Annotated in this window: 7 protein-coding genes; all 7 read right to left on the minus strand. The window is 45.1% G+C overall.

All coding sequences use genetic code 11. The features are described 5' to 3' along the window. Positions 1-129: 129 nt before the first annotated feature. Complete coding sequence (locus tag AC0VYE_RS26745; RefSeq protein WP_475443580.1) at positions 130-1,827, minus strand: type 2 periplasmic-binding domain-containing protein; 1,698 nt, start codon at positions 1,825-1,827, stop codon at positions 130-132. Positions 1,828-1,930: 103 nt separating this feature from the next. After that, complete coding sequence (locus AC0VYE_RS26750) at positions 1,931-3,571, minus strand: response regulator transcription factor (protein ID WP_076267449.1); 1,641 nt, start codon at positions 3,569-3,571, stop codon at positions 1,931-1,933. A 20-nt stretch (positions 3,572-3,591) separates the two neighbouring features. Further along, on the minus strand, positions 3,592-5,307 hold the full coding sequence (locus AC0VYE_RS26755; RefSeq protein WP_076267448.1) for a sensor histidine kinase: 1,716 nt from the start codon (positions 5,305-5,307) through the stop codon (positions 3,592-3,594). 215 nt (positions 5,308-5,522) lie between these two features. Further along, positions 5,523-6,998, minus strand: coding sequence for a glycoside hydrolase family 53 protein (locus AC0VYE_RS26760; RefSeq protein WP_475443582.1), 1,476 nt, complete (start codon positions 6,996-6,998; stop codon positions 5,523-5,525). A gap of 198 nt (positions 6,999-7,196) precedes the next feature. Further along, positions 7,197-12,704 (minus strand): glycosyl hydrolase 53 family protein, encoded by a 5,508-nt coding sequence (locus AC0VYE_RS26765; RefSeq protein ID WP_475443584.1) that lies wholly within the window; start codon positions 12,702-12,704, stop codon positions 7,197-7,199. A 278-nt stretch (positions 12,705-12,982) separates the two neighbouring features. After that, on the minus strand, positions 12,983-13,849 hold the full coding sequence (gene hflC, locus AC0VYE_RS26770) for a protease modulator HflC (protein WP_076267445.1): 867 nt from the start codon (positions 13,847-13,849) through the stop codon (positions 12,983-12,985). Next, positions 13,846-14,916: an FtsH protease activity modulator HflK gene (gene hflK, locus AC0VYE_RS26775; RefSeq protein WP_256710847.1), complete on the minus strand. Its 1,071-nt coding sequence runs from the start codon at positions 14,914-14,916 to the stop codon at positions 13,846-13,848. The genes hflC and hflK overlap by 4 nt, the downstream gene beginning before the upstream one ends. Between the last annotated feature and the right edge of the window lie 82 nt (positions 14,917-14,998).

Below are 14,998 nucleotides of genomic sequence, written 5' to 3' on the forward strand. Positions count from 1 at the left end.
AAATTGAAGTAGCTAACAAACCCAACATTCATGGCACAAATGCAACCACTTTTGCAATCCAACATGTGAATTTAGCTTGCTGTATAACACAAAAAAATACGGCCCCTCAGGGACCGCATTTCGTCAAGCTTATTTCGTTAAACTAGCATACCACTCATTAACTTCTTTCGTCATATCGTCGCCGCCGGATGACTTCCAGCTTTTCACGAATTCATCAAAAGCTTCAGCAGGTTTAGCGCCATAAATGATTTCGTTAAACGTTTGAGCTTCAATTTTTTTCAAATAGTCCATGCGTGATTTCATTGTTTTGGTAGGAGGTCCTACAAACATATCCTTCTTGGAAATCGCATCTTGCTCCATAACGACAGTTGCAGCAAGCGCCGTTTCCGGTCCGTACTGCGCAACAACTTCCTTCTCGCGATAGGTTTTTGCTTCTTTGCCTTCAGCTAGGTTAAGCAATGCTTTAAACTGTGCATCAGGAATACGCGCACCGTCGCGTACAATGAAGTAACGTAGTGGAGCCGTAATGGCACCGCCTGGAACATCATCCAGGTACAGCGGTTTGCCGCTAGCATCAAGAGCGTAATCATAACCTTCAAAAGCGCCTAGCTCGAACGGGCTTCCTTCTTGCGGGTCAGCTAGGTTGTCGAATAGATAGTTCTCGTAAGTGAAGAAAGCTTCTGGATTTTTCATATCTTTATTGATCAGAATAACGCCATTTACAAAGGAAGTGCCGTGACGCATTGCTTTACCGTCTTCACCAGTTGGAATCGCATAAGGCTTCCATACTGCGCCTTCAGCATTTTTTGCTGTATCCAATAGCGGCCAGCCGCTCATCCAGTAAGGTCCAGGAATAATGCCTGCTGTTCCAGCTACAGCTGGTTCAGACGTTTTATTCTCATCCCACAGTGCTGCTTCTTTCGGAATATAACCTTTGTCGCGCCACTCTTTAAGCTTAATAAGACCTTGCTTCATGCCTGCGTTCGTAGAACCGTATTCCAAAGTTCCATCCGCTGCCTCATTCCATTGTGCTGGAAGTGTGCCATATGCGCCAAATACCCATGATGGATCACCCATCCAAGTGTTCATCGACGTTTTAAAGCCAACGCTTAGTGGAACAACTTTTTCTGGCGACAATCCTTGTGGATTATTGTTTTTAAAAGCTTCCATTACCGTTTCCAGCTCAGCAATCGTTTTTGGAGCTTTCAAATTAAGCTTATCCATCCAGTCTTGACGAATCCAGAGCACGTAGTCGTTGTTGTAAGCATAATCAAGTAATGGAATACCGATTCGTTTTCCATCACGCATATAAGCATTCCATACGCTGGTATCAAGATTCATTGCCGCTTTCCATTTCTCGCCGGCATATTTATCGAACAGCTCGCCTGCGTCTTGGAACATGCCGGAGTCAATTAGATCTTGTGCCAGCAGCTTGTCGCCAACGACAGCAACATCCGGCATTTTTTGTCCTGAAGACATCGCAAGGCGCATTTTTGTTGCAAATGCTCCATTTGTATCTGTCACTGACCAAAGGGAATCTACTTTAATACCAAGCGTATCGAGCGCCCATTTTGTTGCCACGTTGTTTTCAATCGTTTCTCCCTCACGGAAGGTTAGCGCAGGGTCTACTCCCCATACCGTGGAAATCGTAACCGGCGGATCGTATTTCTCTTTGTAAGGGTTTTCCTCATTGCCCGCGGAAGTGTTGTCGCTTGGCTTATTCGACGGCTCTGCCTTGCTGCCGCTGTTCGAGCAGCCAATGATGGCTGATACGATTAGAAGCATACAAAGCATGAACGTGAACCGTTTCTTTGTTTTCATATTCATTGTAATCCCCCTCATGATTATGTTCTACATGCTTAATTATAGGCTTAGGGGCAATTTCAGCCTATGACACAAAGCGAACATATCAGCACCTTTTACAACCACTTTACTGTTCGCGAAACTCCTGAGGTGTCATACCATAATATTTTTTGAACGTTTTGCTAAAATATTGCGGATTCTGATAACCAAGCTCACTCGTAATTTCATATATTTTTTTGTTCGTATTTTTCAGCAAATAAAGCGCCCGCTCCATCTTCATTCCGATGATCCATTCACTTAAGCTTTCTCCCGTTTCCGCTTTAAATACTTTCGAGAGATAGACCGGGTGAAGAAACACGCGATCAGCAATCGTTTTTACAGTCGTATCTAAGCTGAGGTTGTTCGCAACAATTTCCTGCACCTGCTTAACGATAAAGCTTTTGGAGCTCTCCTCTTTCACTGAAAGCACGCTTTGCAGCTTATGCAATACGCCAATTGACCAATCCTCCAGCCGATCAGGCGATAGTACAACCGTTTGATCCAAAATAAAATCGATACCCAGCTCATTGATTTGGGATACGTATTGGCCCTGTCTATGCGTAATATACATAAAAGCATTGGTAAGCGCTAAGTATACCTCGTATAGATGCTCTCTTGAGAATCGGGTATTTTTCAAATCGGCAAAAACATCTTTAATTTTCTGCTCTACCGCATCCCAGCGCTTCGACTCCAGCAATGTTATCATCGTAGGCGGCTTATATAAGCTTTCCATAGATTTAACAAAAGTGTTGTCCTTGCCCGAGCGATCCTCCAAATAATGAATAGAGTGCTGCTCTTCATTTGCAATCATGAACATCGCTCCTAGGCCAGAACGATACGCTGTCGTAATCGCACTAGGAAACTCGAACCAATCCGTAACGACAATGGAGATATCTCCTTTGAGATAGTTGCTCACATTTGTACGAAGCTTCTTGGTTGCTTCGGCAAGTATCGTTTTACGTAAATTGCGGCTTTCCATACTAAATTCTGATTTCTCGCCGGCTTCCGTTTTAGGCTGCGCCATAATAAGCAAATATTCATGCGGAGCTTTGCAATGCCATACATGGAAATGCTGAGCAAACGACTCCTCCGCAATATTCCCTACGGCAAACTCCATAAGTGAGGAAGAGCTATAATCCAGATGTGAAAATTGTTTGCCCAGTTGGACGAGCATCATGACGGTTGGACGTTCTATCTCAAGAGAAATTTCGTATTGCGTCAGCTTCTCTTTAATCGTCTTTGGCGAAAGCTGTCTGCCTAATACCAAGTCGACCATAAAATTGGCGCGCAGCACCTTGAAATCAGATTTGCGATCATACAGCAGCTGCTGATATTTCTCTGCCTGCTCCCATTCATCCTTTAGCGCTTCGATTGCTCCTGATATCGTTTTCACAAATTCATCGTCATTTACAGGCTTTAATATATAATCAAATGCTTGCAGCTGAACGGCCTTTTTGGCGTATTGAAAATCAGAATGCCCTGTAAGCAAAATGCATTTGATATTAGGCCAGCGCTGGCTGATCTCTTGAACGAGCTCAAGCCCGTTCATTTCCGGCATCGCAATATCGGTAACGACAATATCTATCGAGTTTTCTTCAAGAAGCTCCAACGCCTCAAAGGCAGATGTCGCTTGATACACGCTTTTCACGCCAATCGAGAGCCAAGGAATGGTCTTCTCCAAGCTTCCCGTAACATACGACTCATCATCAATCAATAAAATTTCAATCATTTGAAAACCCCTTTTTTTATCTAGCTTGGTGACCAAGTAATCGTGACTTTTAGACCTCCAAGATTTGAGGATGAGAAGCTAACCCCTGCTGATCCGCGAAATCGTAAGTGCATGCGCTGATGAACATTCCATAACCCGCAGCCCATTTGCTCATCCATTTGGTTCTGCATTTTGTGCTGAAGAATAAGAATATCCTCCATGCTCATCCCCTTGCCGTCATCCTCTACGACAAGCCGTGCTCCCTCTTCATGCCACTCTCCCGTTATTTGAATAATCGATGCATCAGTCCATGCCTCAATACCATGAATAACTGCATTCTCAACGAGCGGCTGCAGCATCAGCGGCGGAATTTCAAGATGGCGCATATCCGCAGGCAAGCTGATTGAATACTGTAGTCGCGGCATGCGCATTTTTTGAATTTCCAAATAGCTGGTCACAAAATTAATTTCCTCTGACATCGCAACAAGATCGCGTTCTTGCCTTGTCGTATAACGGTAATAGTTGGACAAATGATGCGACATGGCAACGACTGCTTCATTCTTTTCAAGCTTGGCCATGCTTGAGATGAACGAGAAACAATTATAAAAGAAATGCGGATTAATTTGTGATTGCAGCTGTTTTAAACGTGCTTCCCGCACATGAATTTTTTCCAAATACACCGTTTCAAACAGCTCTTGAATTTGAGCGACCATCAAGTTGAAGCGCGTATAAAGAAAACCAAACTCGCTCCTGCCGCGCGGCTTCATTCGAACCGAATAATCACCATTTTTCAGCTTTTGAAACCCAACGATGAGATGCTTAATAGGAACCTGTACCTGCGCATATAAAAGATAAGCAGCGATGCAGCATAACAGCAGCAAGCCTGCCAAAGATACATAAAATAATTGATTGGTCTTTTGAATAGGCCGAATGATTTCGGAAATCGGAATATAATCGATCAAATGCCAACCAATCGTTTCTGACTTCACAATATTGACCAAATATTTTTCCCCGCCCAAATCGATCGTACGGCTTTCCAAGTCCTGAAGCGGCTGCTGCTTCAACAAATGGATTACGTTGTTCGTCAGTTCCTTATCTGCCGAGCGATTATAAATAACGCCGACGCCTTCCAAATAATAAAAGGGTTCTCGGCGGCCATCGCTCTTGAACTTGTCCAACATATCTTTAATGTTCGAGCTGTCGAACTGCACCTCAATGACCAGGTTCGAGCTGCTTGGGTCCAAGTAACTAGAATACGGTGTTACCGCATAACGAGAGAAAACAAATTCATTATTTTCAGCGGCCTTCACTTGCCAGCCAGGCTTTAATCTTTTTTTCAAATCGGCGTCGTCATAAAGCACAACGTCATTATCCGAAATATCTCTATGGAGAATCGGTGAATAGATATGAAGACTGCTTCGCCACTTCGATGAATTTTGCTGAATGGCCAGCTTCGTTTGAATTCTTTTGATCAAAGTAATCATGCCCAGACTCAGCTCCGGCATTTCCGTAAAAATATCGCGAAGCGACGAAATATCGGGGTCCTGTATCAATAAGTCAGGCCAAAGGGCCATCGAATCGATGCTTGTATTGACTTGATTCTGAAAGAATAGGAGCTGATTCGTGTTCGACTTGTTAAGCTCCTCGCCAAGAATGTCGGTGCTAGTCTTATTAGAGTAGAAATAGAGCAGCATAATCGGAACCAGCATAATGATGATTAGAGCGACGATTTTAGTAAATAAATTAATTTTAGGCATATTGCTTTGCACCTCTGCTGGATGTCATTTGGGCTGCTGCTTAATAATCATTTTCTTCCTCTTCACCATACGTGGACATTCCATTCAATTCAACCCGTAAAATCGAAATGTATGTTATGTTTTTACAACTACTTTATCGCACAACATTTCTATTCTTTCAAAAAAAGAACCAGAATATCGGTTTTTACTCCGATATCCCAGTTCTTACGTTTACGTTAATTGTTATATTTGTACGCAAGCATGGAGGGCAGCGCATTTCCTTCAAAATCAAACAGCGTCGTGTTATCAACCACATTAGGAGCGTCCTTCTGCCAGCCTACGCCTGGTACATAAATCATGACGGGGTCCCAGTAGAGCACGCCTAGGCATCTTCCCCCATCTACCTGCTTAATGCCGTTCATCAGAGAATACATGAAATCACGTTGACCCTCTGGCGTACTCTCGTACGGCTCGGGCCCATTGTTCTCAAGCTGACCTCGCATGCCAGCCCCCGTAAACGCGCTCCAGTTAAAACCCGCTTCCATGAGCAAAATATCCTTATCAAATCTGGCAACCAGCTTATTGCAAAAGGCCACTAGCTGCTGAACCGATGCCTGTGTCCAGAACGGATAATAGGATGGTCCGATAATGTCATAGGGAACGTCATACCGCTCGCAATTGCCAAAAAACTGCTCGTATTTCTCATCCTCAGTCGCGCCGTCCAAATGAATAACGACCTTGCTCGTTTCAGATACTTCCTTCACCGCTTGATAACCTGCCTTTAGAAGCTCAGCCAGCTGCGGCCAATTCGCAATAGCACCATCGGGATAACACATGCCGCCTTGTATTTCATTGCCAAGCGATACATACTCAGGAGCTGTGCCTTGCTCGACCAAACGCGTCATAAAGGCTCGTGTATATTGATATAAGGCTTCTCTCAGCTCCGCAAAAGAAAGTCCTTCCCAGTTATGGGGCTTGTGCTGAGCCAAACCGTTTGTCCAGTAATCACTGTAATGGAAAGAGAATTGAATTTGGAATCCCATATCCTTCGCTCTTTTTACTAAAGCGAGCGTTCTTTCCTCGTTCTGATAACCTCTAGCATCCAGCTGATTCGAAGGCCAGTAGTCTTTGTTTCCAGGATCATTATATAGTCGAATCCGAACAATGTTATGCCCATAAGCTTTCAATATTTCAAGGCCGTCCATCGGTTCATGATTATCCTTATAAATACCGCCGTTTTCCTCAATCCGCGGCATCTCGGAGATGTCCCCGCCCTTCAGCAGCTCATAGGACTCATCACTTTTCACAAGCTCAAACGATTTCACCTTACACCAACTTCCGCCGTTCCCTTCGGTAAAGAGACCAATGGTGCACTTTCCATCCCTTACTTCTATGCCTCGTATAATAACAGGTATCCACTCCGATGATACTGGAAGGCTTGTTATCCGAGTCTCACCAGTTACAGCCTCCGCGAAAATATAGCAGGTTTGTTGCCCTCCGCTGTTTTGCGTCAATGCTGTCAATGTATAATAGCCGTTCTCAAGCTTTTCAATAGTCCTAGACGCCGCTGAGCAATAAGAAGAAGTATGTTGAAGCATGATATACTCAGTAGACGACGGATGATCCTGCTGGATGCCTTCAGCGTCTTGATTGCCGTTAGAAAACAAGCTCCAGTCCGCCCTTTGGTTTGTCTCAAAAGAAAAATGCATCATATACCTCCGATTTCATTCGTAATCGTTCTTTGCTATCGTATCAAACCGATTCCACGCCATACAGGGCATATTCACAACATATTGGTTGCTTTTTTAACCATACGCATAATTAGGCATGTTGAGTGAACGTACAAAAGGTTTTTTAATACAAACAGGGCATATCCGTCTAAGGATATACCCTGTTTGTTGTCTAACTCATTAATGTACAGAATACATCATTTGAAACAATCTTTCTAAAATAACAGCAGCCTGTGCTCTTGTCGCATGGCCTTTCGGTGCAAATACACCCTGCCCGACTCCGTTGACTAAACCGGCTTGCTGCATCTGTTGAATAGCTTCTGCGGCATAATCAGCTATTTGCGCTTGATCAGCAAAAGCTTCCACGTTTGTTAGATTACTCAGCTTTACGTTGACTGCTTTTACAGCACGGTACATCATAACAGCCATTTCTTCACGGCTTATGACATCATGCACACCGAAGCTGCCATCATCTTTGCCCTTCACAATACCGAGCTTTTGAGCGTTTATGATCGCTTCTGCATACCATGCTCCTTCTTTAACATCCGAGAAGCCTGGTCCATCTCCCTTAGCTGCTGTATCCAAAATCCCCATTAACATTTGCAGAAATTGTCCTCTTGTTACGGCATCTGTCGGTTTAAAGGTTTGATCCTCAAATCCGCTTATGATGCCTCTTGCCGCAAGGAACTCGATACTCTGCTGTGCCCATCCGGCCTTAGCTAGATCGGTAAATGAAACAGCCTTATAAACCGCTGCATATTTACTGAAATGCGATGGACTAAAAGTGATTGTCGCCTTCGCAGCATCATATATCGCGTTTTTCACTATTTCCAGCTTACCATCCTCGTTGATGTAAAAAATAACAACGTTATGAGGCTCTTCTCCTTGACGCAACGTATACGGAAGTTCGATTATGACCTTGTTCTTATCAAAATGAGGAACTTTCACCCCATCGACGGTAAGATTAAAATCATAAACCGTATGGTCGCCTACAGCCTTCTTCACTTGATTGGATAAGGCTGAAGCATCCACTTTAGCAGCTGAAAATTGTACGTTGTTTGATGCTGGGTTGATTACATCCTTGAACAGGTCAGGTGCGAACGAGATCGTTGCAAAGCCGGTTTTGAAAATAACCGCTTGCAGTCCTTCATTTGCTAACTCTGTCATCTGCTTTGCAGCCATATTCGCAATGATGCCTAAGGCTCCCGTTGTCGGCATCGTGGTTACTGTGATTGAATGATCCTTATCATTCTTCAGCCCTTGCCTCAAATCAACATTCACCGCCTGCACAGTTGGTGTAGGCTGCGGTGTCGCTGGTGTGGCCGGTGTCGGTGTTGGCTCCACCGGCGTCGTTGGTGTTGGTTCTGGCTCCACTGGTGTCGTCGGTGTTGGTGACGGTCCCGCTTCTGCTGCCAGCACAATCGTTACTCCAGTTGTCACCTGCTTATCGGTAACAGCCACCTCAGTTACTGAGCTCGTGATATAGCCTGCTTTACTCACAGCAATAGAATAACCCGATCCTTGCGGTATATCTGACAAGGTGAACTCGCCCGCAGCACTTGTAACCGCTGCATATTCTACTCCTTTAATGACAGTTTTTACGGCAGCATCCGCCAGCTTGTTGCCTTCTGCATCCTGCACTTCTCCGCTGATCGCACCGGTTCCTTCACCTAGAAAACCAACTGCAACCGCATCAACTAAAGCCCAGTTTCCTGCATTCGCGTTTGCATAGAAGCCAAATGTCAGCTCCCCGTGCTCTACTTTCACAACCATGCTGAATGGCGTCATCGCATTTGTTTTCGGAATATTTAGACGTGCCAGTTCACCGTTCGAGTCCTTGGCGTACATATAATATTCCTTCTGCTCACCGCCATTATAGAACCATGCTGAAACCGTATAATAACCATTTGCAAGCCCTGTAATCGTCTGATTAGCATCCGATTCATAGGCTCCCGCATGCCAAAGATTTAGTACATAACTTCCATCCTTTGGATTATCTTTCGAAGCAAAGGTTGCATTTGCTGTTCCCGTTGTGTTCCATCCTGGAAGAGTGTATTTATCGGCACCCTGCTGCTCAAAACCAGCATTGATTAACGGTATTTTCGCAGCTAAAATGATGTTGCCAGCTTTTATTGTCTGACGAGTCGCAACATCAACCGCTGAGGCCGAGCCGTTTAAATATCCTTCTTTGCTTGCCGAAACGGCGTAACCATTGCCGCCTAATACATCAGCAAGTACATATTGTCCCGCTGCATTCGTCTTTGCTGTATAGGTTTTCTCACCCTTAACTGCAATGACCGTCGCATCTTCAACAGGCGAGTATGAGCTGTCTAATACGATACCTGTTATCGCTCCAAGATTATTCAATAGCGTCAAATGAACATCACTAGTCGTTTCGCCAACTTTAACCGAAACAGGGGATGACTCCGCATTTAAATAACCTGATTTAATAGCAATGACCTTATAGTTGCTTCCCGCAGGTATGTTCACTAGTCGATATTCACCAGCTGCATTGGTCAATGCGGAATACACTTTTCCTGCTGCAGCAACGCTAACCTGCGCTTTATCGATTGGTGCTTTGTCACTTCCAATGATTGTACCTGTTATCGTGCCTGAATTTAATGCTAAAGATAAATCAATCGACGAAGTCGTCGACCCAATTGCTACCGAAGCGTTGACAGCTCCCTCGCTAACATAACCTTCTTTAGCAGCCGTCACAGTCACATTTGTAGCAGCAGGCAAATCTGCAAGCGTATACTGCCCTGAGCTATCCGTAACTACGCTGTATACAACGCCATCAATCATCGCACTAACCTTCGCATCAATAACCGCATTATCGTTTTGATCCTTAACGGCTCCCGTAATAGCGCCGCCGATCATTGCAATATTCTGATTCGACGTGAACGTACCCGCTTCCAAGAGGTTAACGGAAATATTTCCGCCTTCATAGCCGCTTTTTGCAGCTGTAATCGTATAGACTTGGCCGATTGGCAAATCCGGAATGAAATAGTTCCCAGCTGCATCCGATTTTGTCGTCAACATCGTACCATTTACATCAACAGCTATCGTCGCATGAGCGATGCTCTTGCCAAGCGCGCCTCGCACAACACCCGAAATATGTCCAAGCGTCGACCCTTCCGTATTTTGCTTGTAGGCATCATGAGCGGGCAATGCTTTGCCATCAAAATCAAACAAAGTCGTATTTGACACCACGTTCAAATCGGGTTGATCGTCAATTTCTTTAATCGCCCAGCCTACACCCGGCACTGCAATCATAATCGGGTCCCAATATAGATCGCCGATAACTCTGCCATTATCTACGCTCTTCAGACCGTTGAATAAATTAATCATAAATTCTTTTTGCCCTTGCGGAGAGCTCGTATCTGCTGGGTAGGGTCCGTTATCGTTTAGCTGGCCAATTGTGCCATTTGGCAGCGTGGGATTCCAGTTATATCCAGTCTCCATAATCATAATATCTTTATCATATTTTTTGCTGAAATAATTACAAAACGCAACGATTTGTTCAATCGTGTCATCCGTCCAGAACGGATAATAGGACGGTCCGATAATGTCATAAGGGACCTCTCTTGCCTCTATCTCATCAAAAAAGTTTTCATATTTGCTCGTGTTGCCTGCGTCATCCAGATGCAGAATGACCTTTGAGGTCGGAGAAGCCTTCTTAACCTCTTCCGCTCCGGCTTTAAGGAACCTTGCTAGATTAGCCCAGCTCCCTCCAGATGCTCTGCCGTAAGGAAACAAAATACCCGATTGCATTTCATTGCCTAACGACACGAACTCCGGCGTCGTGCCTTGGTCTACCATTGCTTCCATAACGTCTAACGTATATGCTCGCAAAAGCTCCTCCAGCTTAGTCACCTTTGCAGCATCATCTGCCAAATCCTTAATCGCCGTTTGCCATGCGTTAGGGATATTATGCGTAGCGCCGTTCGTCCAGTAATCGCTATAGTGGAAGGACAATTGAATTTGCAAACCAGCAGCTTTTGCACGTTTGGCAAGCTTCAGAATGTCCGCCTTATCCATAATGCCTGCTGGACGGTAATAGCTGCCGTCGCCATGGCCTTTGCCCGGTTCGTTATAGACGCGCAGACGTACGATATCGTGGCCGTTTTCTTTCAACAGCTGAAATAAATCCTTCTCATTCCCTTTGCTGTCGTAAAATTTGCCGCCTTGCGATTCTACATAAGTAAGCTCTGAGACATCGCCGCCTTTGAGAAATTTGTACGGCTGGTCATCCTTCACCAGCTCGACAAAATCAAGCTTCGTCCAGTTGCCTGCTTTTGCATCTGAGAATAAACCGATCGTCGCTGTTCCATTCGTAACCTGAATACCGCGCAAATACACCTTTGTCCATGTGCTGCCGATCGGTACCGCAGCTCTCGCCTCCGAGGTGCCATGGTCACGGGCGAATATGTAGCCCGCTTGCTGGCCACCGCCATTTTGCGCCCATGCTGTCAGCGTGTAATATCCGTTCTCTAGTCCCGTAATCGTCTGGGAGGTAGTCACCTTATAATCGTGATCAGAATAATGCGTTAAGCCATAGCTGCTTAAATAGCCCGGTGCTTCCGTATAAGAAGCGTCCATATCGCCTTCCTCTGACCAGGAGCTGATGACCTGAGCAGGTTCTTCCGCTTCGAAGCCCTGATTGCCAATCGCTACGCCAACAGGCTCCAGCTGGGCTTCCTCTTCTTTAACCAGTGAAATCAGATCGACACCAAGCCATTTGTCTGCAGCTCCGTCTGCATAAAAGCCGATCGTAACCTGATTGTTTTCAATAACGACTGGCAAGCTAATTTTGGTCCACGAGGATGAGCTGACCGGAATATTTACCTTCACCTCTGCTCTTCCCGTGTTTTTCGCGTACATATAGCTTTGTGTGAAGCCATCGCCTCTTGCAACCCAAGCCGATAACGTATAGGTACCGTTCTCAAGCCCCGTTGCGGTCTGGAACGTATCCGCTGTGTAAGCGTTAGCGCTCCAGTAGTTCAGACGCTTCGTGCCGCCATTCTCAGGAGTCCAATCTTTAATAGAGATAGGCGTCTCGCTGCCTTCTGGCCCAAAGCTCGTCTCCCATCCTGTTAAATCATTTTCAAAGCTCGTATTTTCAAGAGCTCTTGCCGGATCAGCTTCATCCAAGACGAGTGTAATCAAATCAACGCCCATAAAGTTGTTTGCATTGCCATCCGCATAAAAACCTAATGTCAGCTGGTTGTTTGCAACGACTAATGGCATGCTGATTTGTACCCATGCGCCGCTCTCCGGCACATTTACTTTTACTTCAGCAAGTCCCATGTCTTTGGCATACATATAGCTCTCATTAAATCCTGCTCCGCGCTCTACCCATGCGGATAACGTGTAGGAACCATTTTTCAAACCAGTAATGGTCTGATGCGTGTTAGCCGTATAATCTGACGCACTCCAGTAATCCAATCGTTTGGTACCGCCTCCGGTTGGAATCCAGCTTCCTTGAATCGTTATCGGCGTCGTTCCTTCAGCCGGTGTAAACGATGTATTCCACGAAGCAAGATCACTCTCAAAGCTTCCGTTTGGCACAATAACCGGCGTGCCTGCTGCATAAACTACAGGCCTATGAACACCTGTAAACAAACCCAATACGACACAAAATATAACAAAAATACTAATGCCCTTTTTACTGCTTCTTCTACTCACTTGGTTCACCCCTTCATCCCTGTTATCGATCCCCTGCGTCAAACACGAACCAAATAAAGCGCTGTCATTTATGGCAATGAAAATCGCTTTATGAGATATTACCTCTTTAACTTTAAAGGATTTGAAGTATACTACAAGCAGTACAAATGCAATATTTATGCAGGTTTGATAGCCTTTTCTATACAAAAAAACAGCATTTCGAGTTTTCACTCTCAAAATGCCGTTAGCTGGCCTTTACAAAAAGAAATCCCCAACGCTGAGGCGAAGGGGATTTCCGGTTATTGACCTAATAATATTTTTGCATAAGGTGAATCGATTGGCATCATAATGACTGGTTCGTTTTTCAACGTCGTTGCATAGCTCTCCAACGTCCGATAGAAATTGTAGAACTGCGGGTCGCTGCCGTATGCTTTGTTATAAATAACGGCTGCTTCACGCTCGCCTTCAGCGACGATTTTTTTGGCATCAGCTTGCGCTTGCGCTAAGAGCTCCGTAGCTGTACGATCTGCTTTGGAAGTAATTTTTCGCGACTCCTCATCACCTTCGGACAAGTAGCGTGCAGCGATCGATTGACGATCTGAAATCATCCGGTTGTATACGCTTTGCTTGTTTTCTTCCGGCAAATCGGTACGTTTAATGCGAACATCGATAACTTCAATACCATAATTATCACGTGTCAACGCCGACACAACATCCTTCGTAATCTCATCGTTAATATTGCCGCGCGCTGTGTTCTCACTAATGATATTATCGTAATTAACCTCTGATAGCTTACGGCGAACAGAGTTGTACACGGCCTCATCTATCCGCTGTATACCGCCGCTGACCGACTGCACCGTTCTTAAAAACTGTGATGCATTCGTGATGCGCCATACCGTATAGTTGTCTACTACGATCGGCTTCTGATCCTTTGTTAGAATCGTCGTCGGCGTGCTTTCATATGTCATTTGATATTTCGGCAGCGTCGATACGTTCTCAATGAACGGAAGCTTAAATTTAAGGCCCGGCTCTGGCACAGCTCTCATCGCTTCACCAAATCGAAGCACAACCTTATATTCGCCTTCCTTCACGATATACATCGAGCCTGAGCCCAATATGACAACAACCAGCACAACTATAATTGTTAACCATTGGTTTCTTTTCATTGTGCGTCACCTCCTTGCGGAGCTTCTGCGGCTGGCGGCGGCGTTGTTACCGGCGGAGTCGTCGTGCTGCCGCTACCGCTGCGCAGCAATTCATTTAGCGGCAAATAATTTACGGTATCGCTGTTCGAATTCGTAATAAAGATTTTCGCGTTTGGCAATATTTTTTCAAGGGTCTCCAGCACCAAACGACTTTGGGTAACATTCGGATTTTTTTTGTACTCGCCGAATATTGCATTAAACTTGGCAACGTCACCCTCGGCGTTCAGAATCCGAGATTTCTTCTGTCCTTCGGCATTTTCAAGAAGCGCTTGCGCCTCACCGCGCGCTTTCGGAATACGGTCATTCTCGTACTTCGCAGCGTTATTAATTTTGGTGTTTTTCTCCTCGCGAGCATTCGTTACCTCACGGAAGGCCTCAGCCACTTGACCGCTTGGCGGCTCGATATCCTGGAACTTAATGTCAATGATTTGTATGCCGGTTTTGTACTTGGACTGCAGCTCAATCAGCTTCTCCCGAACCTTGTCTTGGATGACTGTCTTACCGTCAGTAATGGCGTAATCAAGCTTCTCCGAGCCGATTACTGCACGAATCGAGGAGCTTGCTGCATTTCGCAGAAACTGTTCCGCATCAGAAATATTGTATAAGTAATCATGAATGTTGCTTATCTTCCATTGTACAACCGCATCCGCGGAAACGATGTTTTCATCACCCGTGATCATCATCGCTTCATCATCATTTGGAACGGCTTCAGAGCCCACTTGACGATAACCGATATGAATCCGCTGAGTCAGCTCCGCTTTTACAATTTTGACATCTTGAATCGGATAAGGCCATTTAAAATGCAAACCTGCTGAAGTTTCATTCGAATACTTGCCAAAGGTTAAAATGGCTGCCCGTTCCTGCTCCTGTACTGTGTAAAAGGAGGTTGTTCCTAAATAAATGACGATAACTGCGGCGACGATACCGAATACGATTTTTTTAACCGTACTTGGCTTTAGCTCTGGCGGCCTTCGACCGCTCATACTGTGATTCTCGCCTAGGTTCTGATTTTGATCTGTAAAGCTCAAAGAAATCTCCCCTTCCAAGCATCTTTTATATGGCTATAGGGGATAATACGCGAAAACGATGAAAAAGTAACCGATTTTGTCA

Source organism: Pristimantibacillus sp. Z349TD_6 (assembly GCF_056173205.1).

What these genes read in the sequence shown, in the direction of transcription:
- AC0VYE_RS26745 (WP_475443580.1), bottom strand. Translation starts at nt 1,827, where the DNA reads ATGAATATGAAAACAAAGAAACGGTTCACGTTCATGCTTTGTATGCTT.
- AC0VYE_RS26755 (WP_076267448.1), bottom strand. Translation starts at nt 5,307, where the DNA reads ATGCCTAAAATTAATTTATTTACTAAAATCGTCGCTCTAATCATCATT.
- hflC (WP_076267445.1), bottom strand. Translation starts at nt 13,849, where the DNA reads ATGAAAAGAAACCAATGGTTAACAATTATAGTTGTGCTGGTTGTTGTC.
- AC0VYE_RS26760 (WP_475443582.1), bottom strand. Translation starts at nt 6,998, where the DNA reads ATGATGCATTTTTCTTTTGAGACAAACCAAAGGGCGGACTGGAGCTTG.
- AC0VYE_RS26750 (WP_076267449.1), bottom strand. Translation starts at nt 3,571, where the DNA reads ATGATTGAAATTTTATTGATTGATGATGAGTCGTATGTTACGGGAAGC.